This is a genomic window from Cellulosimicrobium funkei, assembly GCF_001019615.1.
GTDB classification, from domain to species: Bacteria; Actinomycetota; Actinomycetes; order Actinomycetales; family Cellulomonadaceae; genus Cellulosimicrobium; species Cellulosimicrobium cellulans_E.
The window spans coordinates 35,090-59,378 of sequence record NZ_JNBQ01000021.1; the positions used below are offsets into that span (position 1 = coordinate 35,090).

General features: G+C 73.9%; 15 protein-coding genes. 9 read left to right on the plus strand and 6 right to left on the minus strand.

Annotated features, from left to right (window positions below):
* Positions 1-97 precede the first annotated feature (97 nt).
* From FB00_RS14125 to FB00_RS14150, 6 genes are all read right to left on the minus strand, one after another.
* The gene (locus FB00_RS14125; protein ID WP_082141327.1) at positions 98-5,518 is read right to left on the minus strand and encodes a GH92 family glycosyl hydrolase; all 5,421 of its coding nucleotides are present in this window, start codon (positions 5,516-5,518) and stop codon (positions 98-100) included.
* A gap of 208 nt (positions 5,519-5,726) precedes the next feature.
* Positions 5,727-6,854 carry a LacI family DNA-binding transcriptional regulator gene (locus tag FB00_RS14130; protein WP_197088816.1) on the minus strand — a complete coding sequence of 376 codons (1,128 nt, stop codon included), beginning with the start codon at positions 6,852-6,854 and terminating at the stop codon, positions 5,727-5,729.
* Positions 6,854-8,062: a sugar ABC transporter permease gene (locus tag FB00_RS14135; protein WP_047233558.1), complete on the minus strand. Its 1,209-nt coding sequence runs from the start codon at positions 8,060-8,062 to the stop codon at positions 6,854-6,856. Before FB00_RS14135 ends, FB00_RS14130 begins: the two co-directional genes overlap by 1 nt.
* Positions 8,059-8,871, minus strand: coding sequence for an ATP-binding cassette domain-containing protein (locus tag FB00_RS14140; RefSeq protein WP_082141328.1), 813 nt, complete (start codon positions 8,869-8,871; stop codon positions 8,059-8,061). Before FB00_RS14140 ends, FB00_RS14135 begins: the two co-directional genes overlap by 4 nt.
* On the minus strand, positions 8,868-10,001 hold the full coding sequence (locus FB00_RS14145) for a substrate-binding domain-containing protein (RefSeq protein ID WP_047233559.1): 1,134 nt from the start codon (positions 9,999-10,001) through the stop codon (positions 8,868-8,870). The genes FB00_RS14140 and FB00_RS14145 overlap by 4 nt, the downstream gene beginning before the upstream one ends.
* Positions 9,998-11,116, minus strand: a complete 1,119-nt coding sequence (locus FB00_RS14150) for an ROK family transcriptional regulator (protein WP_082141329.1) — start codon at positions 11,114-11,116, stop codon at positions 9,998-10,000. Before FB00_RS14150 ends, FB00_RS14145 begins: the two co-directional genes overlap by 4 nt.
* 373 nt (positions 11,117-11,489) lie before the next feature.
* Between FB00_RS14150 and FB00_RS14155 the strand changes: the two genes are divergently transcribed.
* The 9 genes from FB00_RS14155 to FB00_RS14200 all read left to right on the plus strand — a co-directional run.
* Entirely contained in the window at positions 11,490-12,788 is a 1,299-nt protein-coding gene (locus tag FB00_RS14155; protein WP_047233560.1) for an ABC transporter substrate-binding protein, read from the plus strand.
* Positions 12,789-12,927: 139 nt separating this feature from the next.
* Positions 12,928-13,830 (plus strand): carbohydrate ABC transporter permease, encoded by a 903-nt coding sequence (locus tag FB00_RS14160; RefSeq protein WP_047233561.1) that lies wholly within the window; start codon positions 12,928-12,930, stop codon positions 13,828-13,830.
* Complete coding sequence (locus tag FB00_RS14165) at positions 13,827-14,735, plus strand: carbohydrate ABC transporter permease (protein ID WP_047233562.1); 909 nt, start codon at positions 13,827-13,829, stop codon at positions 14,733-14,735. Before FB00_RS14160 ends, FB00_RS14165 begins: the two co-directional genes overlap by 4 nt.
* Before the next feature lie 384 nt (positions 14,736-15,119).
* Positions 15,120-19,100: a discoidin domain-containing protein gene (locus tag FB00_RS21235; protein WP_052877689.1), complete on the plus strand. Its 3,981-nt coding sequence runs from the start codon at positions 15,120-15,122 to the stop codon at positions 19,098-19,100.
* A gap of 208 nt (positions 19,101-19,308) precedes the next feature.
* Positions 19,309-20,802: an efflux RND transporter periplasmic adaptor subunit gene (locus FB00_RS14180; RefSeq protein ID WP_082141330.1), complete on the plus strand. Its 1,494-nt coding sequence runs from the start codon at positions 19,309-19,311 to the stop codon at positions 20,800-20,802.
* Positions 20,799-21,548, plus strand: coding sequence for an ABC transporter ATP-binding protein (locus FB00_RS14185; protein ID WP_082141331.1), 750 nt, complete (start codon positions 20,799-20,801; stop codon positions 21,546-21,548). The genes FB00_RS14180 and FB00_RS14185 overlap by 4 nt, the downstream gene beginning before the upstream one ends.
* Positions 21,545-22,762 carry an ABC transporter permease gene (locus tag FB00_RS14190; RefSeq protein ID WP_047233563.1) on the plus strand — a complete coding sequence of 406 codons (1,218 nt, stop codon included), beginning with the start codon at positions 21,545-21,547 and terminating at the stop codon, positions 22,760-22,762. Before FB00_RS14185 ends, FB00_RS14190 begins: the two co-directional genes overlap by 4 nt.
* Before the next feature lie 43 nt (positions 22,763-22,805).
* On the plus strand, positions 22,806-23,840 hold the full coding sequence (locus FB00_RS14195; RefSeq protein WP_052877690.1) for a hypothetical protein: 1,035 nt from the start codon (positions 22,806-22,808) through the stop codon (positions 23,838-23,840).
* Positions 23,833-24,289, plus strand: a 457-nt coding sequence (locus tag FB00_RS14200) for a biotin/lipoyl-binding protein (RefSeq protein WP_156186417.1), incomplete at its 3' end; no start/stop codon positions are given. The genes FB00_RS14195 and FB00_RS14200, both read left to right, overlap by 8 nt.

The window sequence follows — 24,289 nt, forward strand, 5'->3', positions numbered from 1 at the left end:
ACGGCGCGGTGCCCCGGGACGATCATCCCGGGGCACCGCCGGTGGTGCATGCTCACCGTGCGCCCCGGGGACCGGGGCGCACGGTGGGCTCAGGGGTTCAGCCGCAGGTCACGGCCGCGTAGTCCGCCGTGATCGACGCCGTCACCCCCTCGTCTCCTCGGGTCGCCTCGACGGTGACCGTGCCGGCCTCGACCGACGTCGCCCGCGTCGCGAACGACTGGTAGGCGTTGGCCCCCGGCGCGACGGCCGCGAACTCCTTGGTGCCGAACGGCGTGACGAGCCGGATCGCGACGGGCGCGTCCTCGCCGTTCTCGGCGCGGACCGCGACGTACGCCTTGCCGGCGAGGCAGCGCGTGCTCACCGTGACGTCGATCGCGAGCGTCGGCTGGCCCTCGGTCACGGTCACGGGGACCTCGACCACCTGGCTGGTCCAGCCGTCGTCGACCACGACGTACGCGGTGTACGTCCCGGCCGCCGTGTAGGCGTGCGAGCCGGAGACCGACCCGTCCGCCACCGTGCCCGCCACGACGTCGGAGCCGTCGCCCCACGTGACCGCCGCGCGGAGCTCGGCGCCCTCGCGTCCGCCGGTCACCTGGGCGAGCGCCACGTCCGTCGTCTGCCCGACGGCGAGCGTCACGCCCTCGGCGGCCGTGACCTCGAGCGCGGGGTGCTCGGCGGACGTGCCGTCGTGCGCGACCGCGACCACGTGGATGCGACCGTCGCGCGAGAGCTCGCCCGGCTGGTCCGGGAGCGTGAGGCTCACGGCCCGCTTGCCCTCGGGGAGCGTGATCGGCGCCGTCGCGAAGAACGCGGCGGGGGTGCCGGTCTGCGGGCTGCCGCCGCGCAGGCGGCTGTCCGTCACGGCGACGGGGATGTTGCCGTACACGGGGTTGCGCGCCGCGCCCGACCAGTCGCCGAAGCTCAGGTCGATCGGCTGGGACGAGCCGTCGTCGAAGGTCAGCACGCCCTGGGCCTGCTGGTTCTTCTCCGTGCCGGTGCCGATCACCGAGAGCTGCTCGGCGTCCGCGGGGACCTCGAGCTCGATGGTCTGGCCGTCGCCCGTCGCGTTGTCCGGCTGCCCGGCGGGGATCGCCGGGACGTCGAACGCGAGGTCGGTGCCGGGCACCGTCGTGCGCTCGCCCTGGACGAAACCCTTCGCCGCGAGCTGCGCGCGGTCGAAGAACACGCCCTGGCCGTCGCACGAGCCGACGGTCGTGCCGAGGTCGCCGATGCAGACGTTGTCGTACGCGGCGAGCAGCGAGCCCTCGCGCAGGAGCGAGACGGAGACGTACGAGGTGGTCGAGACGGGCTCGATCCCCTCGCCCGAGACCGTGACGGTCACCGGGTAGACGCCCGGCGCGGCCCACGTGTGCGCGGCGTCCACCGCGTACCCGCCGAACGAGCCGGCCCGGAGCGTCCCGGCGACCGGGTCGGACCCGTCGCCGAACGCGACCTGCACGTCGAGCGCCGCCACGTCGCCCTCGACCCCGGTGAGGGTCGCGAACGAGCCCGAGACCTCGCGCCCGGTGACCGTGTCGCGGTCGGGCGCGGCCGAGAGCGTCAGCTCCTCGGCCCCGGAGTCCTTCGGGTCGGCCAGCAGCTCGACCTCGGCGAGCGACAGCGCACCGGAGCCCGACGTCGCGGTGACCGTCACGCGGTACCGCGCGAACGCCGTCGGCTCCGCGACCGTGAACGGCCGCGTCTGGAGCGCCCAGCGGAACTGCTCGCCGGACCGCTCGTCGAGGGTCGTCCACGTCTCGCCGTCGTCGGAGCCCTCGAGGGTCCACGCGGACGGCGGGGCCGTCCCGCTCGCGCCGGAGGTGAGGGTGTACGACCCGACCGTCGGCCGGATGCCGTTGCCCGCCCACGTGATCGACGGGGTGGTCGTGACGAACGTCGTGCGCGTGCCGGACGTGTTGTCCGTCAGCGCCGCGGCGCTCGTCGACGCGTCGCCGTCCGCGACCGTCGTCGTGCCGAGGCCCGACGTCGTCGCGTCCTGGACCGGCGCCGGGGGCTCGTCGCCCTCGGTGAGCGACGGCGGCGCGTCGTCCTCGCCCGTGCCCCAGTCCGACGGCTCCGGACCCATGACGAAGTCCAGCGTCGCGCCGCCCGAGAGGTCGGCCTGGGACAGCGACGTCGAGGTGCGGGCCTCGCCGTCCACCGCGAGGGACTGCACGTAGACGTTGTCGACCGAGTTGTTCTCGGCGTTGACCACGAGGTCGCCGTCCGGCAGGTGCACCGTCGCCTTGTCGAACAGCGGCGAGCCGACCGCGTACTGGTCGGAGCCGACCTGGAGCGGGTAGAAGCCGAGCGAGGCGAAGATCCACCACGACGACATCTCGCCGTTGTCCTCGTCGCCCGGGTAGCCCTGGCCGATCTCGCTGCCCACGAACAGGCGGCGGGTGACCTCACGGACCTTCTCCTGGGCCTTGGAGGGTGCGCCCGCGGCGTCGTACAGCCACGGGATGTGGTGCGACACCTGGTTGCTCATGCCCCACATGCCCATGCGGACGTCGCGCGCCTCGCGCTGCTCGTGGATGCCGCCGTTGCCGGCACCCTTCTCCGGCGTGGAGAAGAACAGGTCGAGCTTGTCCTCGAGGCCCTGCTTGCCGCCGTAGAGGTTCGCCAGGCCCTGGCCGTCCTGCGGCGCGTGGAACGCGAAGTTCCAGCCGCTCGTCTCGGTGTACCCGCCGCCCCACGCCTCGGGGTTGTAGGTCTCCGGGTCGACGGCCCACGTGCCGTCCTCGTGCCGCGGCACGAAGAAGTCCACCTCGGGGTCGAACAGCTCGACGTAGTGCGTGGCACGCTCGAGGAAGTACGCGGACTCCTCGCGCAGCGTCTCGCGGCGCTCGTCCGGCGTGGCCGGGTCCTCCGCGAGCGCGGCGGCCATGTTGCCGATGCCGAAGTCGTTGATCAGGCCCTCCAGGCCCCACGACACGGACTCGTGCGTGGACTCCGGCGTGAACCCGAGGAACGGCGACGTCTGGAGGCCCTTGCGGCCCACGGCGTTGTTCGGCGGCGCGACGGACGCGTTGCGCAGCGCGGCGTCGTACGCCTCGAGCGCGGAGTCCGTCGGGAGCGAGCCCTTGAGGTACGCGTCCGCGAACGCGACGTCGGAGCTCGTGCCCGTCATGAGGTCCGCGTAGCCCGGGGAGGACCAGCGCGCGATCCAGCCGCCGTCGCGGTACTGCTGGACGAACCCGTCGATCAGCTCGCCCGCGAGCTCCGGGTAGAGGAGCGAGTACGCCGGCCAGGCCGTGCGGTAGGTGTCCCAGAACCCGTTGTTCACGTAGATCTTGCCGTCGACGATCTTGGCGTTGGTCTGCGTGTCCGTCGCCGAGCCGGTGGTCGCGGAGACCGGGCTCGCGTACTTGTACACCGGCTCCTGCGCCGTGCCCGTGTTCTCGAACTGCGAGTTCGGGTACAGGTTGAGGCGGTAGAGGTTCGAGTACAGCGTGACGAGCTGGTCCTCGCTCGCGCCCTCGACCTCGATGACCCCCAGGCGGTCGTTCCACGCCTGCGCGGCGGCGGCCTTGACCTCCGTGAAGGTCTTGCCGGTCACCTCCAGGTCGAGGTTCTTGCGCGCCTGGTCGAGGCTGATGAACGAGGTCGCGACGCGCAGCTCGACCGTCTTGTCGGACGACGTGTCGAACGTCGCGAAGCGCGCGTCCGCACGGTTGCCCGCCGCCGTCCCGACCGCCGTCGGACCACGGTCGAAGGTGCCGGCGACGAACATGCGCGTGCGGCCCACGGACAGGCCCGAGCCGTTCTCGACCCAGCCGGAGATCGTCCCCGTGGCCTGGTCGTACGTGAGCTTGGACGAGCCGTCCACCTTGTCCACGAGCACGTGGCCCTTGGCGCCGGGGTAGCTGAAGCGGAGCACCGCACCGTGGTCGGTGGGCGTCGCCTCGATCGCGGACCCGTTGGTGAACGTGACCCCGTAGTAGTCCGGCCGCGCGAGCTCGTCGGCGTGGTCGAACTCGAGGCCGCGCGTCGAGAGCGTGGCGTCGGGCGTCCCCGACGCCGTCGACGGGAGGAACGTGAGCTGGTTGCGGTCGCCCATCCAGGGGCTCGGCTCGTGCGAGACGCCGAAGCCCTGGAGCACGGGCTTGTTGTTGGCGTTGTTGGCCTTGTGGTACTCGTACAGCCAGCTCTGCGAGGAGGCGTTGGTGTACGGCGTCCAGAAGTTGAACCCGTTCGGCGTCGCCGTCGCCGGGATGTTGTTCCCGCGCGAGAAGCTGCCCGACGCGAGCGTGCCGCGGCGCGTGTCCACGTAGTTGGCGAGGCTCGAGCCGTCGATCGTCGCCGGGCTGGCGGTGATGGCGACGTCGTCGAGCCACCCCGCGAACTTGGTCCCGGCGTGGCCGCCCGGGTTGTCGTAGCCGAGCAGCACCTGGTCGACGGTCTTTCCCGCGGCGACGTCGCCGAGGTCGATCCGCACGGAGTTCCACTGGTCGGCGTAGAGGATCTTGCCCTCGCCCTGCGCCTGCGCGGTGGCGACCGTCTCGTGCGCGTCGCGCGCGCCGAGGTCGGACAGGTAGGTGCCGTCGGTGAACAGCACGTCCACGGCCGCGTAGGTCGACGGGTACTGCAGGTCGTCGAGCAGCTCGGGGAAGATCGTGTAGCTCAGGCGCGTGTCCTCGCCGACGACGACGTCCACGTCGTCGTAGAGCACGTTGGTCGCGTGGGTCTCGCCGTCGGCGAGGTGCGAGCCGTCGTACCGCAGCGAGTGCAGGCCGGAGAACCCGACGCCCGCCTTGTTGGTGAAGTTCACGCGCGGCCCGGTGCCGACCTTGGTCGTCATGGGCGCGGCGGACGGGCCGGCGCTCAGGTCGGCCGAGAGGTCCCACCCGGCGAGCTGGACGATGGAGTCGCCCGAGTTGGCCGTGACGTTGAGACGCAGGTACGTGTACGCCGCGGTGGGCGCCTCGAGCTCGAACGTGCGCGTCTGCTGGCGGTTCGGGAAGTCCTCGTCCGTCCGCCGGTCGAGCGCGGTCCACGTGGACCCGTCGTTCGAGCCCTCGACCGTCCAGGTCTTCGGGTCTCGACCGGCGGCGTCGTCCCCGGACGTCATCGAGTAGGCGACGAACGACACGGGCTCGGCGAACTCGTACCGGACCCAGCCGGTGGAGGCGAACGCGAGCCACTTGGTGCCGGAGCTGCCGTCGGCGAGGTTCGCGGCGCCCTCGTTCGGCAGGTTCTGGGCGCTCGCCGTGACGGCCTTGAGCTTCCCGAGCACGCTGCCGGGGAGGCCGCTCGTGAACGACCCGACGTTCGCCTGCCAGGGCGCGCCGTCGCGCTCGGCCACCGTGGTGGCGAGCGCGGCCGGGTCTCCCGACTCGAAGGACGACGAGAAGTCGCCCGGCTCGGCCGCGGCGGCGGGCGCAGCGGTGAGGGCTCCGAGAGGCACGGCGAGGGGGACGGTGAGGGCGGCGGCGAGCGCGAGGCCGAGGGGCCGTGCGCGGCGGCTGCCGGAGCGCGTGGAGACGACGCGTCCGGGCGGTTGTGGTCTGGTCATGCTCGCGATCTCCTTCGATCGTGACAGCGCTGTCAGGCTGCGGGGGTGCCCCTGACAACGCGCAGGGGGGAAGCGTTGTCAGGGGCGACCTGAACTTATGTGGCGTTAGCGGGCTTTGTCAACGCGGCCGGACGCCGGGACGGGCACCCGCCGAGGACCGGCCACGGGCGTGCCGTCGACGGCCGAGGATGCCCGGGGCGACGTCCCGCTACGCGCCGGGACCGGGGATCTCGCCGGTGCCGCGCACCACGAGCCGCGTGGGCACCACGACCAGGCGCGGGGCGAGCTCCGGGTTGTCGGCCCGCGACACCGCGAGCGCCGCGGCCTGGCGCCCCATCTCGACGACGTCGTACCCCACGACGGTCACGTCCAGCAGGTCCGCGAGCTCGAAGTCGTCGAACCCCACGAGCGCGACGTCCGCGCGGCCCCCCGCGGCCACGCGGTCGCGCAGCGCGTGGAGCGCGCCGACCGTGATCTTGTTGTTCGCCGTGACGAACGCCGTGGGCGGCTCCGGCATGGCCAGGAGCTCCGCCACGAACGCGTGCGCGAGCTCCGCGTCGTGGGCGCCGTCGCGCACGTACCGCGACGGGTCCTCGACGCCCGCGCCGCGCAGCGTCGCGACGAACTCGTCGCGACGCTCCTGGAACGTCCACAGCCGCGACACGTCCCCGACGAGCGCGATCCGTCGGTGCCCGTGCGCGAGCAGGTGCGTCACGGCGTCGCGCACGCCGCCGCGGTTGTCGATGACGACGGTGTCCGCGTCGACGCCCTGCGCCGGCCGGTCGATGAACACGACCGGCAGCCCGTCGTCGAGCTCGCGGCGCAGCGACGAGTGGTCGGTCGACGTCGGCGTCACCACGAGCGCGCCGACGCGGCGCTCCACGAGCGCCTCCGTGAGCGAGCGCTCGCGCTCGGGCTCCTCGTCGGAGCTCGTCGTGATGAGCTGGAGCCCGTGGTGGCGCAGCTCGCGCTCGATCCCGCTCGCCAGCGCGGAGTAGAACGGGTTCGCGAGGTCGCCGGTGACGAAGCCGACGAGCCGCGACGAGCCGCCGCGCGCGAGGTCCGCCGCGACCGCGTTGCGGCGGAAGCCGAGCCGCTGCGCGGCCTCCTGCACCTTGGCCCGCGTCTGCGGCGCCACGTTCGGCTCGTCGTTGAGGACGCGTGACGCCGTCTTGAGGCTGACGCCGGCGACCTCCGCGACGGCCGCGAGGGTCGGCCGTCGGCCGCCGCGCCCCGAGTGCGGGCGCGCCGCCGTGTCCGTCGGGCCGTTCGAGCCCGCGGCCCGGACCTCGCCCGGCGGGAGCGTTCCCGCGCTCTCCCCCTGCATCACCATCATCAGACCTCCCGTCGACCGCGGATGAGCATGTCGACGACGATAGCGAGCAGGAGCACCGCTCCGGTCACGATGTACCGCGTCGCCGTGTCGAGATTGAGCAGCGTGAGGCCGTTGGCGATCGACTGGATGACCAGCACGCCGAGCACCGCGGACCACGCGCTCCCCCGCCCGCCGAACAGGCTCGTCCCGCCGATGACCGCCGCGGCGATCGCGGTGAGGTACGTGTCGGCGGCCCCGGTGCCCTGGTTCGCGGCGGCGAGGCGCCCGGCCGCGAGGATCCCGCCCAGCGCGGCGAACGTGGAGCACGCGACGAAGCACGAGACGACGGTCCGCCGCACCGCGACGCCCGCGAGGAGCGCGGAGCGCCGGTTCCCGCCCACCGCGCGCACGGACCGGCCCCACCGGGTGCGGCGCAGCAGGACGTCCACCACCACGACGAGCGCGACGAACAGCACGACCGTGTAGCCGATCCCGCGCGCGGTCCCCAGGTACGCGACCGTGCCGACGAGGACCGCGGCGAGGACCGCGGTGCGGATCGCGATCCGGCCGAGCCCGGGGCTCGGCAGCTCCGCGCGCACGCGGCGCAGGTGGTCGACGACGCGCAGCGCGGCGTACCCGACCACGACCACCACCACGAGGCCCCAGGCGGCGGCCGGCGCGAGGAAGCCCTGCTGCACCGTGCGCACGAGCCAGGACTCGAACGGGATGTTGATCGAGCCCGAGGGGCCGAGCACCCGGAGCTGCACGCCCGCGAGGATGAGCAGCCCGGCCAGCGTGAAGACGAACGACGCGAGACCGAGGCGCGTGGACAGCAGCCCGTACCCGAGGCCGACCACGACGCCGACCGCGAGCGCCGCGAGGATCGCGAGCCCGACGGGCCAGTCCAGGTTGACGGTCCCGACCGCCAGCACCGCCGCCGCGAGCCCGCTCACGGAGCCGACGGACAGGTCGATCTGACCGACGAGCAGGACGAGCACGACCCCGAGCGCGATGATCCCCGTGGGCGCGCTCTGGAGCGTGAGGTTGACCAGGTTCTCCGCCGAGAGGAACGCCGGGTTGATCGCGCCGAGCACGACCCAGATGAGCAGCAGCGCGCCGACGATCGGGAGCATGCCGAGGTGGGCGCCGCGGAGCTGGCGCACGACGCTGCCCGACAGCACGCCCGAACGGTCGAGCGCGGCGCCGGACGTGCGGCCGGGGACGCTCATCGGTGCACCGCCCCGGTGCCGCCGGAGCGCCGCTCGCGCCCCGGGTCGATCGACGGCCGCGCCGGGCCGCCCGGCCGTGCGGGCCGGACCGCGCCGGTCATCGCGGCGAGCAGGTCCTCGTAGGACGTGTCGCCGGCGAACTCGCCGTGCACGCGCCCGAGCCGCAGCACGAGGATGCGGTCGGCGACGGCCTGGAGGTCGCCCGCCTGGTGGCTGATGAGCACGACCGCGTGCCCGCGCTCGCGCAGCTTCTCGATGAGGTTGAGCACCTCGGCCGTCTGGCGGACGCCGAGGGCCGCCGTCGGCTCGTCGAGGACGAGGACGCGCGGCGCGCCGAGCAGGGCCCGGGCCACGGCGACGACCTGCCGCTGCCCGCCGGACAGCGTGCGCACGGGCTGCCGCACCGACGGGACGGTCGCGGCGAGCTGGTCGAGCAGGCCCCACGCCTCGCGCTCCATCGCGATCTCGTCGAGGAACGGGCCGCGCAGCGTCTCCTGCCCGAGGAACACGTTCTCGACGACGTCGAGGTCGTCGACGAGCGCGAGCTGCTGGAACACCGCCGCGATGCCGTGCGCGCGCGCCGCCGCGGGCGAGTCGAGGACGACGGGCGCGCCGTCGAGCAGGACCTCGCCCGCGTCGGGCCGGAACGCGCCCGCGACGACGCCCGCGAGCGTCGACTTGCCCGCACCGTTGTCTCCCACGACGGCGAGCACCTCGTGCTCGCGCACGTCGACGTCGACGTCGACGAGCGCGCGGACGCCGCCGAAGTTCTTGGAGACCCCGCGCAGGGACAGGACGGGCGCGCTCACGGGGCGGCCTCCAGGAGCCCCGCCTCGACGCACGAGTCGACGTAGTACGGCGTGCAGATCTCGTCGACCGTGTAGACGCCGCCGTCGACGATGACGCGCTGCACGTCGTCGACCCCGACCGCGCGCGGCGCGAGGAGGAGGCTCGGGACTCCGTCGATGCTCGCGGTGGCGCGCGGGTCCTCGCCGCGCAGCACGCGGACGGCGAGCTCCGCGGCCGTGCGTGCCTGCTGGGCGGTCGCCTTGTAGACGGTCATGTACTGGTCGCCGGAGACGATGCGCTGGACCGCCGCGAGCTCGCCGTCCTGGCCCGTCGTGGGCGGGACGGGGTCGAGGCCCGCGGCCTTCATCGCGGCGATCGCGCCGCCCGCGATGCCGTCGCTCGCCGCGAAGACGCCGTCGACGCGGCCGGCGTACTGCGTGAGCTGCCCCTCGACCCACTCGGTCGCCTTGTCGGGGCTCCAGTCGGGGGTGTCGTACTCGGCGAGCACGTCGATGTCCTCTCCGTCGAAGGCTCGGTGGGCACCCGCCGCGTACTCCGCCGCGTTCGGGTCGGTCGGCGAGCCCTGGACGAACAGGACCCCCGGCCGCCGCCCGTCGGGGGGCGGGTCCTGCTCCGCGCGGTCGAGCACCGCGCCGACGAGCGCCTCCCCCATGAGGTACCCGATGAGCTCGTTGTCGAACGACACGTAGTAGTTCGCGCCCTCGACGAAGCGATCGTAGGCGATGACGGGCACCCCGAGCCGCTGGGCCTCCGCGACGATGCTCACCGCGGCGACGGCGTCCACGGCGTCGAGGACGAGGACGTCGGCCCCGCGGGCGAGCATCGACTCGGCCTGCTGCTGCTGGTTCGCGGCGTCCTGGGCGGCGTTGGCGTACAGGACCTCGCACGTGGCGCAGCGCTGCTCGACCACGCCGACGAAGGTCGGGCGGTCGGACGTCTCGTACCGCGCGGTCTTCGCCTCGGGCAGCAGGAGGCCGATGGTCCCCTCGGAAGGGCCGGCGGGTTCCTCGGGCGCCGCGCACCCGGCGAGCGCGAGCAGCGCGACGACGGCGGTCGCGAGCGCGGCCGTCACGACGCCGCGCGCCCGACCGCGGGCGAGCCTGGTCCGGGCGACGGCGGTCCCGGTCATGCGCTCACCCCCAGCGACCCGCTGACGCGCGCGAGGTCGAGCGCGACGGCGAGCGCGCCGCGCACCTCGGCCGCGGACCCGAGCTCGGACGCGACGACCTGGACGGGGCCCGCGGTGCTCGGCACCGTGCGCTGCTCGAGCGCGGTGCGCAGGGGCCCCAGCAGGGCCTCGCCCGCCTCGGCGAGCTGCCCCCCGACGACGACGATCTCGGGGTCGACCAGGTTGCACAGGTTGGCGGCCGCGACGCCCAGGTGCTGACCGGCGTCGAACAGGACGCGCCGGCACCCGGGGTCGCCCTCCTGGGCGCGCGCGATGACGTCGCGCAGGGTGAGGGGACCACGGCTCTCGGAGAGCATGGACAGCAGGACCCCGGCACCGACGTACATCTCGAGGCAGCCGCGGTTGCCGCACCGGCACACCGGGCCGTTCTCGTCGATCGTCACGTGCCCGATCTCGCCCGCGACGCCTGCGCGGCCGTGCACGACGCGCCCGCCCAGGACGAGCCCGCCACCCACGCCGTGGGACACGCGCAGGTAGGCGACGGCGTCGTGCCCGACGGCGGCACCGAACCGGGTCTCGGCGAGCGCGCCGAGGTTGGCGTCGTTGTCCACGGTCACGGGGGCGCCGAGCTCGGCCTCCAGCATCTCGGGCACGACGACGCCGTCCCAGCCGCGCATCATCCCGACGGTCGCGATCCGGCCCGCGCGCACGTCCACCGGGGCGGGGACGCCGACGCCGACGGCGAGCAGCTCGTCCGGCGCGGCGTCGACCGACGCCACCATCTCCCCCACGAGCAGCGCGGCGCGCTGGAGCCCGGTGTCGGCGCGGTGGTCGGGGGCGAGCGGCATGCGCTGGTCGGCGAGGACGCGCATGGACGCGTCGGCGAGCGCGACGCGCATCGACCGGGTGCCGAAGTGGACGCCCGCGACGAGCCCGAGGTTGCGCGCGAGCGTGACCTGGAGCGCGCGGCGACCGCTGCGCGTGGAGGGCGAGGTGTGCAGCACGCCCGCGCCGGTGAGCTCCTTGACGATGTTGGAGACGGTGGCCGGGGACAGCCCGGTGACGCCGGCCAGCTCGATCTGCGTGAGGGAGCCACGCTGCTGGACGGCGCTCACGATCCGAGCTCGGTTGGCCTCACGCAGTGAAGTCTGCGAGCCCGGGGTCACCCGGTCAGCGCGCACGCAGGTCAGGATACCGCCGGGGCGCCCCCGTCCAGGTGGGACAGGCCGGGTCGTGGACGCTGAGCCGATCTCCTGAACGAACTGGACAGCGCTGTCACCCGAGGGCAGACTCGACAGAACCGCTGGTTGCGTGCAGGACCTGACGCGAAGATCACGATTCAGCGACGCTTGCGTTCATTTCTTGACATCAAGCCGGAACGGGTCGTTGTATGGGCAGCGGGTTCGAGGGCGCGCCGGTGCGCCCGGCCGGTGCGACGTGGTCGTCCCGCCGGTCCCCCACGACCGAAGAAGGCGTAGGGAAATCACGATGCGAATCGATCGCAGGACGAGCGCGACGGTGGCCACGGCCGCCCTCGTGGGTCTCGCACTCGCCGCGTGCAGCGGCGGTGGTTCCGGTGACGGGGGAACCGGCGACGGGGGCGCTTCGGGGGGCGGCGACGAGGTCGAGGTCTTCACCTGGTGGGCCGCGGGTTCGGAGAAGGCGGGTCTCGACGCTCTGGTCGGCGTGTTCAACGAGCAGCACCCCGACGTGGAGTTCATCAACGGCGCGGTCGCCGGCGGCGCCGGCTCGGCCGCGAAGGACCTCCTCCAGTCCCGCCTCCAGGCGCAGGACCCGCCGGACACGTTCCAGGCGCACGCCGGCGCGGAGCTCCAGGACTACATCGACGCCGCGCAGATCGAGGACGTCTCGTCGCTGTACGACGAGTTCGGCCTCACCGACGTCTTCCCGGCCGACCTCGTCGACCGCCTCAAGTCCGACGACGGCGCGATCTACTCGATCCCGTCGAACATCCACCGCGCGAACGTCGTGTGGGCCAACCCGACGGTCCTCGAGGCGAACGGCATCGACCCGGCCGCGACGTACGACGACCTCGACGCCTGGATGGCGGACCTCGACAAGCTCAAGGCCGCGGGCGTCACCCCCCTGTCGGTCGCGACGACGTGGACCCAGGTCCACCTGCTCGAGACCGTGCTCCTCGCCGACCTGGGCGCGGAGGCGTACAACGGCCTGTGGGACGGCTCGACCGACTGGTCGGGCGCCGAGGTGACGTCGGCTCTCGAGGACTTCGAGAAGCTCATGAGCTACACCAACACCGACCGTGACGGGCTCGACTGGCCCGAGGCGACCCAGATGGTGATCGACGGCAACGCCGCGTTCAACGTCATGGGCGACTGGGCCGTCGCGGCGTTCGAGGAGCAGGGCAAGACGCTCGGCACCGACTTCACCGCCGCGCCCGTCCCGGGCACCGACGGCGTGTTCGACTTCCTCGCCGACTCGTTCACCCTCCCGGTGGGCGCGCCGCACCCCGACGGTGCCAAGGCGTGGCTCGAGACCGTGGGCTCGCTCGAGGGCCAGGTCGCGTTCAACAAGGCCAAGGGCTCCATCCCGGCCCGCACCGACGCCGACCCGTCGGAGTTCTCCGAGTACCAGCAGACCGCGATCGAGTCGTTCGGCCAGGACACCATCGTGTCCTCGCTCGCGCACGGTGCCGCCGCGCCCGTCGCGACGCTCAACGCGATCTCCGACGCGACGAGCAAGTTCACGTCCGGCGGCTCCGACCTCGCGACCTTCCAGTCCGAGCTCGTCACCGCCACCGAGGGCTGAGACCCGTCCACCGGATCCGCCGCGCGTCGTCGGGAGCACCCCGACGGCGCGCGGCGGCCCCGCGCGACCGGACCCCTCCCCGGGACGCCGGCGCTCGCGAGCGCCGCGTCCCACGCCCCCACGACCGGGAAGACCCACCATGCTCAAGTCACTGCGACGAGCCGGCCCAGCGCTGCTGCTGCTCGCCCCCTCGCTGATCCTCGTCGGCGTGTTCGTCTACGGCCTCATCGGCGCGAACTTCCGGACGTCGATCACGGACAACCACACCGCGGCGCAGGCCACCGGACAGAAGCCGTCCGTGGTCGTCTGGTTCGAGAACTACACCGACCTGCTCGGCAGCGAAGCGTTCCAGCACTCGCTGAAGAACCTCGTCCTCTACACCGTCGTCTTCCTCGTGGGGACGCTCGTGATGGGCTTCCTCTGGGCCTGGATGCTCGACAAGCCGGTCAAGGGCGAGGGGATCTTCCGCTCGATCTACCTGTTCCCCATGGCCGTGTCGTTCGTCGCCTCCGGTGTCGTGTGGCGCTGGCTGCTGAACTCGAACCAGGGCGAGCAGGCCAGCGGCCTCAACCGGCTGTTCCAGATCGTCGGCCTCGACTTCCTGCAGAACAACTGGTGGAACAACGTCACGTGGGGCATCACGGCCATCGCGATCCCCGCCATCTGGCAGCTCTCGGGCTACGTGATGGCGCTGTTCCTCGCCGGGTTCCGCGGCATCCCCGACGAGCTGCGCGAGGCCGCCCGCATGGACGGCGCCAGCGAGTGGAAGCTGTACCGCCACGTGCTCTTCCCGCAGCTCTCGCCCATCGCCCTGTCGGCGCTCATCATCATCGGCCACATGTCGCTCAAGGCGTTCGACCTCATCATGTCGATCTCGAAGCCCGCGAACTACCAGACCAAGGTGCCGGCCGTCGACATGTACGTGTTCAAGTCGAGCTTCGACTACGCCAACGCGGCGGCGGTCGGCTCGATCCTGCTGATCATCGTGGCCGTGGTCATCGTGCCCTACCTGATCCGCACCAACCGTCAGGAGAAGCGATGACGACCGCCACCACCGAGCCGGTGCCCGCCACGCCGACCGGCACGAGCGGCCGACCCGTCGACCTGCGCCCCGACGGGGGCAAGGAGCGGTTCTCCGCCGGCCGCACGCTCAAGTACGTCGCGCTGATCTTCTTCCTCGTCATCGTCCTCATCCCCGTGTACGTGCTCTTCGTGACGAGCTTCAAGGGCGCGGGCGACGCCTCCCCGGCGCGCGCGTGGTCGCTCCCGCAGGTGTGGACGCTCGAGAACTGGCAGACCGCGTGGACCGCGCTGTCGCCCGCGATCTGGCGCACGGTGCAGATGGTCGTGCCGTCCGCGATCATCGCCGCGTTCCTCGGCTCGCTCAACGGGTTCGTGCTGTCGCGCTGGTCCTTCAAGGGCGCGAACGTCGTCTTCACGCTCATCCTCTTCGGGATGTTCATCCCGTACCAGGCCGTGATGATCCCGCTCAACCAGCTCGTGCTGGGCATGGGCATCCCGAGCGGCGTGCCGTCGCTGATCCTGCTGCACGTGATCTACGGCATCCCGATCACGACGCTCATCTTCCGCAACTACTACATGACCGTGCCGCACGAGCTCGTCGAGGCCGCGCGCGTCGACGGCGCCGGGATGCTGCGCACGTACTGGTCGATCATCCTGCCGATCTCGATCCCGAGCTTCGTGGTCGTGCTCATCTGGCAGTTCACCTCGGCGTGGAACGACTTCCTCTTCGCCGTGTTCTTCTCCTCCAGCCAGAACGGCCCCGTGACCCTCGCGCTGAACAACCTCGCGAACGGCGCGCTGCTGCAGAACTACGGCGTCTCCATGGCCGGCGCGCTCTTCGCGTCGCTGCCGACGCTGCTCGTGTACATCGTCCTCGGCAAGTACTTCGTCGGGGGCCTCATGTCCGGCTCGGTCAAGGGCTGACCTCCGGTCGGACCGAGCGCGCGGGGGGCGGGCGGGACCTGGACGTACCAGGTCCGGCCCGCCCCTCCGTCGTCCCACCGGCCACCGCACGACGACCGACCGGGCGAAGTCCACGGCGCTCCCTTCACTCCCGGGAGAACGGCGCCTATACTCCAACTCGACAGCGCTGTCAGGTGGCCTTCCGCCACAGCGTGCGACGTCGCACCACCCCGAGAGGACGCACTGCGTGAGCACCCCCCACCCCGCCTGACAGCACCCCCGACCCGCGCGGGGGCGCCGGTCGTCCGACCCTGGACCGGCGCTCCCCGCGCGAACCCCGCACCCCGTACCACCCGCCCGAGCACCAGCACCGTTGCTGCCGTTCGACGACGCCCGGAGGCCCCCATGACCCGACCACCCGCCCCACCGCCCGGGCGACGCGCACGACGCCGTGCGACCGCCGCCGTCGCGCTCGCGACCGCCGGGGCCCTCCTGCTCGCGCCCGCCGTCGCGCAGGGCGCGCCGTCGTCCACGACCGCGTCCACCACCGGGTCGGCCACGGCGGCCGACGCCGCGCCCGCGTTCGGCGCGCCCGACGCGACTGCCGCCGACTACTACGGCGCGCTGCTGCGCCACACCCGCTGGGTCGAGACCGTCTGGGACTCGTCGGCCGGGGTGTACCAGCTCAAGGACTTCAACTTCGCCGTCGTGCTGGGCAACGCCGTGCTCCTGACCCACGGCGAGTACGACGCCGAGCTCGCGGGCGTCTCCGAGGAGACCCTCCGCGCGCACACGCTCGCCACGATCCGTCACTACGCGGCGACCAACCGGTTCGTCGACCCGGCGGGCACCTGGGGCAAGAGGCTGTTCTGGGACTCGACGTTCCAGTCGTACTTCCTCGCGGCCGGGACCCTCCTGTGGGACGAGCTCGACGCGACGACGCAGGCGAACCTCACGACGATCGCGACGAGCCAGTCCTCCTACACGGCCGACCTCGACTTCGGCAAGGACCCGCTCTCGGGCTCCTGGACCGCCGACTGGCCGACGGGCAAGCACGAGGGCGACACCGCGCAGGAGGAGGCCGGCGTCTACACGCAGGCGCTCGCCCCCGGCCTCGCGTGGGCCCCCGACGCCCCCGACGCGGCGCGCTGGGCCGAGCAGCTCGCCGACTGGGGCCGCAACGCGGCCGGCCAGCCGACGGCTGACCGCAACAACCCGGCCGTCGTCGCGGGCAAGCCCGTGTCGTCGAACACCATGCAGACCATCCACGACACGTACCTCGTGGAGAACCACGGGTCGTTCGGCCCGCACTACCAGTCCGACATCTGGCGGTCCGGCGGGCGCAACGCGATCCACTTCCTGCTCCGCGACGAGCCGCTGCCGGAGATCCTCACGCACCAGCCGAACTCGGCGGAGCTGTGGGAGTCGATCAAGCTCGTCATGTCCGACGCGGGCGAGCCGTTCATGCCGATGGTCGCCGACCGTGAGTTCCTCTACGGGCGCGACGCGATCCCGATGGCGTTCCTCGGCCAGGTGCTGCGCGACCCCGACGCCGCGCGCGCCGAGGCGAACCTCGCCGCGGCGCTCGAGGACTACCAGTCGTACGCGCCGGTCTACCGGCTCGCGAAGTTCTCGGGCGAGCCCAAGTACGAGCCCGAGGCGCGCGCGGAGATCGCCATCTCCTACCTCCTGCACGTCGAGGCCGCCGAGTCGCCCGAGGGCCCCGTGGAGCCGACGCCGCAGGACGAGTTCTTCGAGCGCCTCGCCGGGGTGCGCGACTTCGGCGCCGGGCCGGGCCTGACCGTCCAGCAGACGTCGGACGCGTGGGCCGCGGCGTCGAGCCGCAAGGGCTTCGTGAAGTTCCCCTGGGTCCCGGCGCACGACTCGTGGCTGTTCCACGTCTCGGGCTCGACCCCGTACCTCTACCCCACGACCGGCGCCACGGTCGACGAGCGGCACGTGACGACGTACACCGGGCCGCGCGACGGCTTCGAGGGCACGTCGTCGGTCTTCCGGGTCGGCAGCGGGTACGCGGGCCAGGTCACGCTCCCGACCGGTGCCGCCGTCTACGCGTCGACCGGCGCCGGCACGGAGGACGCGAGCCTGTCCGTCCGCAACCTCGACATGAACGGGTACTCCGGGCTCGACGGCTCGCGCACCTACACGACCGCCGAGGGCGAGACCACCGCGACGCTCCCGGTCACCCGGCCCGCCGACCCGGCGGACGCGAAGGCGGCGCGCGTCGACGACCTGTCGTTCGCGCCGGTCACGGCGCGGTACGTGCGGCTCCTCGGCCAGCAGGGCCACCCGCAGTACGGCTACTCGATGTTCGCGTTCCACGCCTACGGCGCGGACGCGGGGTCCGCGACCGACCTCGCGGCTGGCAAGGTCGCGACGGCGTCGAGCCAGGACACGGCGGGCGGGCGCCAGGCCGCGCGCGTCACGGACGGCAACCCGTCGACCCGCTGGGCCGTCGCGGTCGGCGAGCGCACGCGCCCCGACTCATGGATCCAGGTCGACCTCGGCGAGGAGACCACCGTGGGCGGCGTGCGGTTCGCGTGGGAGGCGAGCGCGGGCGCGCGATACCTCGTCCAGACGTCGACCGATGGCCAGACCTGGACGACGGCCACCGCCTACGGCAAGGCACCGGCGGACGTGAACGTGGCGCGCCTCGACACCGTCGACCTCACCCCGGAGGGCGCGGACGAGCCCGCGCCGGTCACCACGCGCTACGTCCGCATGCAGGGCGTGCGCGGCGACGCGGCCTACGGCTACTCGCTCTACCACCTGCGCGCGTTCTCGCCCACGGGGACGGACGTCGCCGCGGGCAAGCCGGCCACGGCGTCGAGCGCGAACGGGTCGAACCCCGCGAGCGCCGTCACCGACGGCTCCGCCACGACGCGCTGGGCCGTGTCGGTCGCGGACCGCCCCCGCCCCGACTCGTGGGTCCAGGTCGACCTCGGCGCACCCACCGCGGTGAGCCAGGTGCAGCTCGGCTGGGAGGTCGCCGCGGGCCAGGAGTACCGCGTCCAGACGTCGCTCGACGGGCAGACGTGGCACGACGCCGCGTCGTTCCGGTACACGGGCGACCAGGTGCTCAGCAGCGACGGCGACTGGCTCAACGTCGAGGGCGAGGCCGGCTTCGTGGTGCGCGGCTCGGACGCGCCCGTGACCGTCTCGCGCGCGAGCGACACGCGGCACGTCGTCCGGCTCACGGACGGCGAGACCGGCCCCCGGCTCGTCGAGATGGTCCCGGGCGACGCCGCGGTGACCGCCGCGCAGGCCGCGGCCCGCGTACCGACGTCCGAGGACCCCGCGGTGGTCGTGAGCGCCGTCGACGGGTACGTCGTGGCGTTCAACCTCACGGGCGCCGACGTCACGACGACGCTCACCGTCCCGCACGACGGTGGGGCGGTCCCCGTGTACGCCGGCACGCAGACGGTCGGCGCGGACGCGTCGACGCTCGACGTCACCGTCCCCGCGGGCGACGCCCTCGTCCTCGCGTCGCGCGCGACGGTCGCCACGCCCGCCGGGCAGGCTCCCGCGGGGGTGACGGTCGCCGTCGCCGACGCGCGCTCGTTCCGCGTGAGCGGCGACGGGGCGCCGGTCGAGCTGCGCCACGCCGAGACGGGCGCGACCCGCACGGTCGGGGCGACGCCGTCGGGCACGCGCGTCACGTTCCGTGACGCGACGCCGTTCCCCGTCGCGGACCGCGCGCTGAGCACCCTCACATTCCCCGCGTCGGTGCTGCCCGAGGGCATGACGTCGCCGTCGCTCGCCGTGGACGGCGACGCCGCCACGGCGTGGGTCCCCGGGCCGGACGGCCGCATGGTCACCGACCTGGGCGCCCCGCGCGAGATCGGCACCGTCGTCGCCGCGTGGGAGCGCGGCGGGGCTCCGGAGTCCGTCGTCTCCGTGAGCGACGACGGCCTGACCTTCACCGACGTCGGCACGATCGGCGCCGGTGGCGTGCGCGGCACGCTCGCCGTCGACCGCACGGCGCGGTACGTCGCGCTGAGCACGTCGTGGCAGGACGGCGACCCGGGACTCACCGCGCTGCGGGTGCTCGCGCCCGGCGCGGCGGACCCGGCGTCGCCGGCCGCGGTCGCCGTCACCGCGACGGCCGAGGTCCGGTGCCTCGGCGGCAAGCCGTACGTCGCGGTGCGGGTCGTGAACGACGACGACGCGCGCCTCGACGTCGAGGTCGCCACGCCGTGGGGCTCGAAGAGCTTCCCGTCCGTGGCGCCCGGCAAGAACGCGTACCAGTCGTTCGCCGTCCGCGGCGACGCCGACGGCGCGGTGGAGGTCACCGCCGCGCCGGCGGACGACGCCGACGAGCGCGAGACCGTCGCGACACCGGAGCACGGCCGGCCGACCTGCGGCTGACCCGCGGCTGACCCGCGGCTGACCCACCCCGAACCCGGGGTCGCTCCCCGATCCACCTCCGGATCGGGGAGCGACCCCGGGTTCGGCACGTCCGGGTGCGTGCGCTCATAGGCTCCGCACAGCCGCGCGCTACGTTCGCCCCAACCAGCCTCCCTAGCCTCCCGATCGACCGCCGCCGCCCGGGTGGCACCGAGCCAGGGAGACGAGGGTGCTCCAGCAGCGCACACGGTCGTCCGCGACCGCACCGAGGGGGACCTCCCCCGACCATCCGCCCGGCCCCTCGGCGGGCACCGACCCGGGGCCGGGGGACGGCCCCGGCGACGGCACGACGTCGGACGGGGCCTCCCCGGGCACCGTCGGCACGCGCCGCGCGCGCCTCGCGCGCCGCCTCCGCGGCCCGCGCCCGCGCCGTCGTGCGCTCGTCGTCGGCGCGGTCGCGCTCGTCGTCGTCGCCGCGCTCGTCGTCTACCTCACGGTCCTGCGGCCCCGTGCGTCGGCGGCGCAGGAGGCCGGCGCCGCGCAGCCCGTCACCGCGCAGGCGACCACGGCCACGTTCGAGCAGACCGTGACGACCACGGGCACGCTCACCCCGAGCGTCCAGGAGGACGTCTCGTTCGCGGCGGCGGGCACCGTGCTGACGGTCGAGGTCGCCGCGGGCGACACGGTCGAGGCGGGCCAGACGCTCGCCACCATCGACACCCTCCAGCTCGACGCCGCGCTCGCGCAGGCGGACGCCGACCTCGCGCAGGCGCAGGCCGACCTCGCCGACGCGCAGGAGTCGGACGACGGCAGCGACGCCGCCGGGGCCGCGGTCGAGGCGCGCGAGTCCGCCGTCGCGGTCGCGCAACAGGCCTCCGACGACGCCGCCGCGGCGATGGCCGACGCGACCCTGACCGCTCCGGCCGCCGGTCTCGTGACGTCGGTCGGCGTCGCCGTCGGCGACACCGTCGGCTCGACGGGCTCGTCCGCGTCGACCGGGTCGGGCTCGCCCGGCGGCACCGGCACGGTGCCCGGGGCGTCGACCGGCGGATCCGGCAGCAGCGCGTCGTCGGGCTCGTCCGACACCGCGGCGCTCACGATCGTGGGCACCGACGCGTGGAGCGTCGACGTGAGCGTGGGCGAGGCCGACGTCGCGGCGATCGCGACGGGCGACCAGGTCGAGATGACCTCGGACGACCTCGCCGACACCGTGTTCGGCACGGTGAGCGAGATCGGCCGCCTGCCCTCCACGACCCAGGGCGCGGTCGCCTACCCGGTCTCGGTCACCGTCACCGGCAGCCCCGAGGGCCTGTACGACGGCGTGAGCGTCGACGTCTCGATCGTCACCGAGCGCCGCACCGACGTGCTCTCCGTCCCCGCCGCCGCGGTCTCGACGAACGACGACGGCGCGTCCGTGGTCACGCTCGTGGCCGACGACGGGTCCACCTCCGAGCAGGTCGTCGAGACGGGCGAGACGTCGGGCCAGCTCGTCGAGATCGTCTCGGGCCTCGCCGAGGGCGACACCGTGCAGTACACGGCGTTCACGCCCGGCGCGGGCCGGGGGCAGGTCGGCGAGCAGGGCGGCACCGGCGGGCAGGGGTTCCCCGAAGGCTTCGACCCGTCCCAGCTTCCGATGGGCGGGCAGGGCGGCGGACAGGGTCTCCCCGAGGGCTTCGACCCGTCCCAGCTGGGCGCCCGCCCCGGCCAGGGCGGGAACTCGTGACCGCGGCGACGACCGCCGTCGGGCACACGGACCCCGCGACGGCGGCGGGTGCGGACCGGCCCGTCATCGACCTGCGCGACGCACGCAAGACCTACCGCACGGGCGACCTCGAGTTCGAGGCGCTGCGCGGCGTCGACCTGCGGATCGAGCGCGGTGAGTACGTGGCGATCGTCGGGCCGTCCGGCTCGGGCAAGTCGACGCTCATGAACGTGCTCGGCTGCCTCGACACGCTCACCTCGGGCACGTACCGGCTCGCGGGCGACGACGTGGCGGACATGGACGAGACGGACCTCGCGAGCGTGCGCAACGAGCAGATCGGGTTCGTGTTCCAGCAGTTCAACCTGCTGCCGTCGCTGTCGGCGCTGCGCAACGTCGAGCTCCCGCTCGTGTACCGGGGCGTCGCCCCGGCGGAGCGCCGTGATCGAGCCGCGGAGGCGCTCGCGCGCGTCGGGCTCGCGGACCGCACCGCGAACCGCCCCGGCCAGCTCTCGGGCGGCCAGCAGCAGCGCGTCGCCGTCGCGCGGGCGCTCGTCGGCGAGCCGGCGCTCGTCCTCGCGGACGAGCCGACGGGCAACCTCGACTCGCGCTCCACGGCGGACGTGCTCGACCTCCTCGACGCGCTGCACGCGCAGGGCCGCACGATCGTCCTCATCACGCACGAGCACGAGGTCGCGCAGCGGTCCCGGCGGGTCGTGCGCGTGCTCGACGGGCTCGTGACGTCGGACGAGCGGGTGGTCGCGGCATGAGCTGGACGGAGACCGCCGCCACGGCGTGGCACGCGATCCGCGCGCACACGATGCGCTCGCTCCTCACGGTGCTCGGCATCCTCATCGGGATCGCCGCCGTGATCCTCACGGTCGGGCTCGGGCTGGGGACGCAGAAGGACGTGTCCGAGGACATCAGCGCGCTCGGGTCGAACCTGCTCATCGTCACCCCGGGGTCGTCCACGGACTCCGCGGGGATCCGGGGCGGGTTCGGCTCCGCCTCGACGCTCACCGTCGCCGACGCCGAGGCCCTCGCCTCGCAGGCCGCGGTGCCCGACGTCGCCGCCGTCACCGCGGAGAAGGAGTCGTCGCAGTCGCTCGAGGCGGGCGACGCCAACTGGACCACCACGGTCGCGGGCGTCACGGGCGACTGGCTCGAGGTGCGCTCGCGCGAGCTCGCGTCCGGGGAGTTCGTCGACCCTGCGTCGACCGACGAGGTCGTCCTCGGTCCCGAGACGGCGACCGAGCTGTTCGGCCGGGCGGACGTCGTCGGCCGCACGGTGAGCATCGCCGGGACGACGTTCGACGTCGTCGGCGTGCTCGAGGCGGCCGGGTCGAGCGCGTCGACCAACCTCGACGACACGGCCGTGATGTCCCTGACGGCGATGACGTCGGCGGTCACGGGCGGTACCGACACCTCGGTCAGCACCATCTACCTCAAGGCGACCGACACCGACGCGATCTCCGCCGCGTACCAGGAGGCCCAGTCCCTGCTCCTCGCGCTGCACGGCGCGAGCAGCGCGGACGCGGCCGACTTCACGATCGACTCCCAGGACTCGCTCGTGTCCACCGCGACGTCGGTCTACCGCACCCTCACCGTCCTGCTCGCCGGGGTCGCGGGGCTGTCCCTGCTCGTCGGCGGCATCGGCGTCATGAACATCATGCTCGTGTCCGTCACCGAGCGGACGCGCGAGATCGGCCTGCGCAAGGCGCTCGGCGCCCCGCCCGGCGCGATCCGCCGCCAGTTCCTCACGGAGGCGTCGATCCTCGGCGTCACCGGCGGCCTCGTCGGCGCGCTCCTCGGCGTCGTCGCCGCGCTCACGCTCCCCGCGGCGCTGGGCTCGTCGATCGTCGTCTCGCCCCTCGCGGTCGGCGGCTCGATCGCTGTCGCGCTCGCCATCGGGCTCGTGTTCGGCGTCTACCCCGCCGTGCGCGCCGCGCGCCTCGCGCCCATCGACGCACTGCGCAGCGAGTGACCGCGTGCCCTCAGCGCCCCACCTTCCCGAACCGGAGACTCCCATGACCCCGCGCACCACCGCTCCCCCGCTCCCCCGTCCCACCGCCGACGCCCTGCCCGGCCCCGTTCCCGTCGGCGATCCCCGGCGACGCTCGCGCGCCGCGCTCGTCGCGGCGGGCGCCGTCGGGCTCGCCCTCGCCCTCACGGCCTGCTCGACGTCCGACGCCGCGACCCCCGACCCCGCGACGTCCACCTCGTCCGCCGACGACGGAGCACCTGACGGTGGCCCCGACGACGCGCTCCCGGGTGGTGGCGGTCGCACGCCCGGCGTCTCGGGCGAGGTCGCCGCCGTCGACGGCACGACGGCGCAGGTCCAGGACGGCGAGTCGCAGACCGCGGTCTCGTGGTCCGACGGCACGACCGTCACCGTGACCGTGGACGGCACGCTCGCCGACGTCGCCGTCGGGTCGTGCGTCGTGGCCCTGACCGGTTCCCCGGGCGGCGCGCCCGGGGACGAGAGCGACGACACGACCGACGACGCGGCGGCCACGACCGTGTCCGTGAGCGAGCCGGTCGACGGCGAGTGCACCGGCGGCCTGGGGGGAGGCTTCCCGGGCGGCGGGTTCCCTGGCGGCGAGCGCCCCGACGGGGCGCCGAGCGACCTCCCCACCGACCTGCCCGACGGCGCACCGACCGACCTGCCGTCCGGCGCACCCGACGGCGAGGGGCGCCCGGGCGGCGGCTTCGGCGGCCTGACGACCGGGCTCGTCACCACGGTCGACGGCACCACGATCACGGTGACCACGACCACGCCCGAGGGCGAGAGCGGCGAGGAGACCGTGACGGTCGACGACGCGACCGCCTACACCGTCCAGCGCACCGGGTCGGGCGACGACGTCGTCGTCGGGCAGTGCGTCAGCGCGCAGGGCGAGAGCGGGGACGACGGCACGCTCACCGCGACGAGCCTGACCCTCACCGCGCCGGGTGACGACGGCTGCACGAGCGGCTTCCCCGGGGGCCGCGCGGGCTTCCCCGGCGGCCGCGACGGCCAGGAGCGCGGCCAGGGCGACCAGGGCTCCGGTGGTGGCGATGCGTGACGCGGTCGTCCGCCGGCGCCGCCGGTCACGGCGCCACCGGCTCGTCGCGGCGGGCGTGGCGGTCGCGGTGGTGGGCGCGGGCGGCACCGCCTACGCGCTGCGTCCCGCGGACGCCCAGTACCGCACCGCGACCGTCGCGACGGGCGACGTCGCGCAGCAGGTGTCCACGAGCGCGACCGTCGCGTCGGCGGCCCGTGCGGACGCGACGTTCGGCACGTCGGGCACGGTCGCGACCGTCGCCGTCGCGGCGGGCGACCGCGTCGAGGCGGGCGACGTCCTCGCGACCCTGGACGCCGACGACCTCCAGGACGCGGTCGACGACGCGCAGCAGACGCTCGCCGACGCGCAGCAGACGCTGGCGGACGACCTCGAGGCGCAGGCGTCGGGCACCTCGTCGACGGCGTCCACGTCCGGGGCCTCCGGCACCGGGGCCGTGGGCGCGAGCTCCG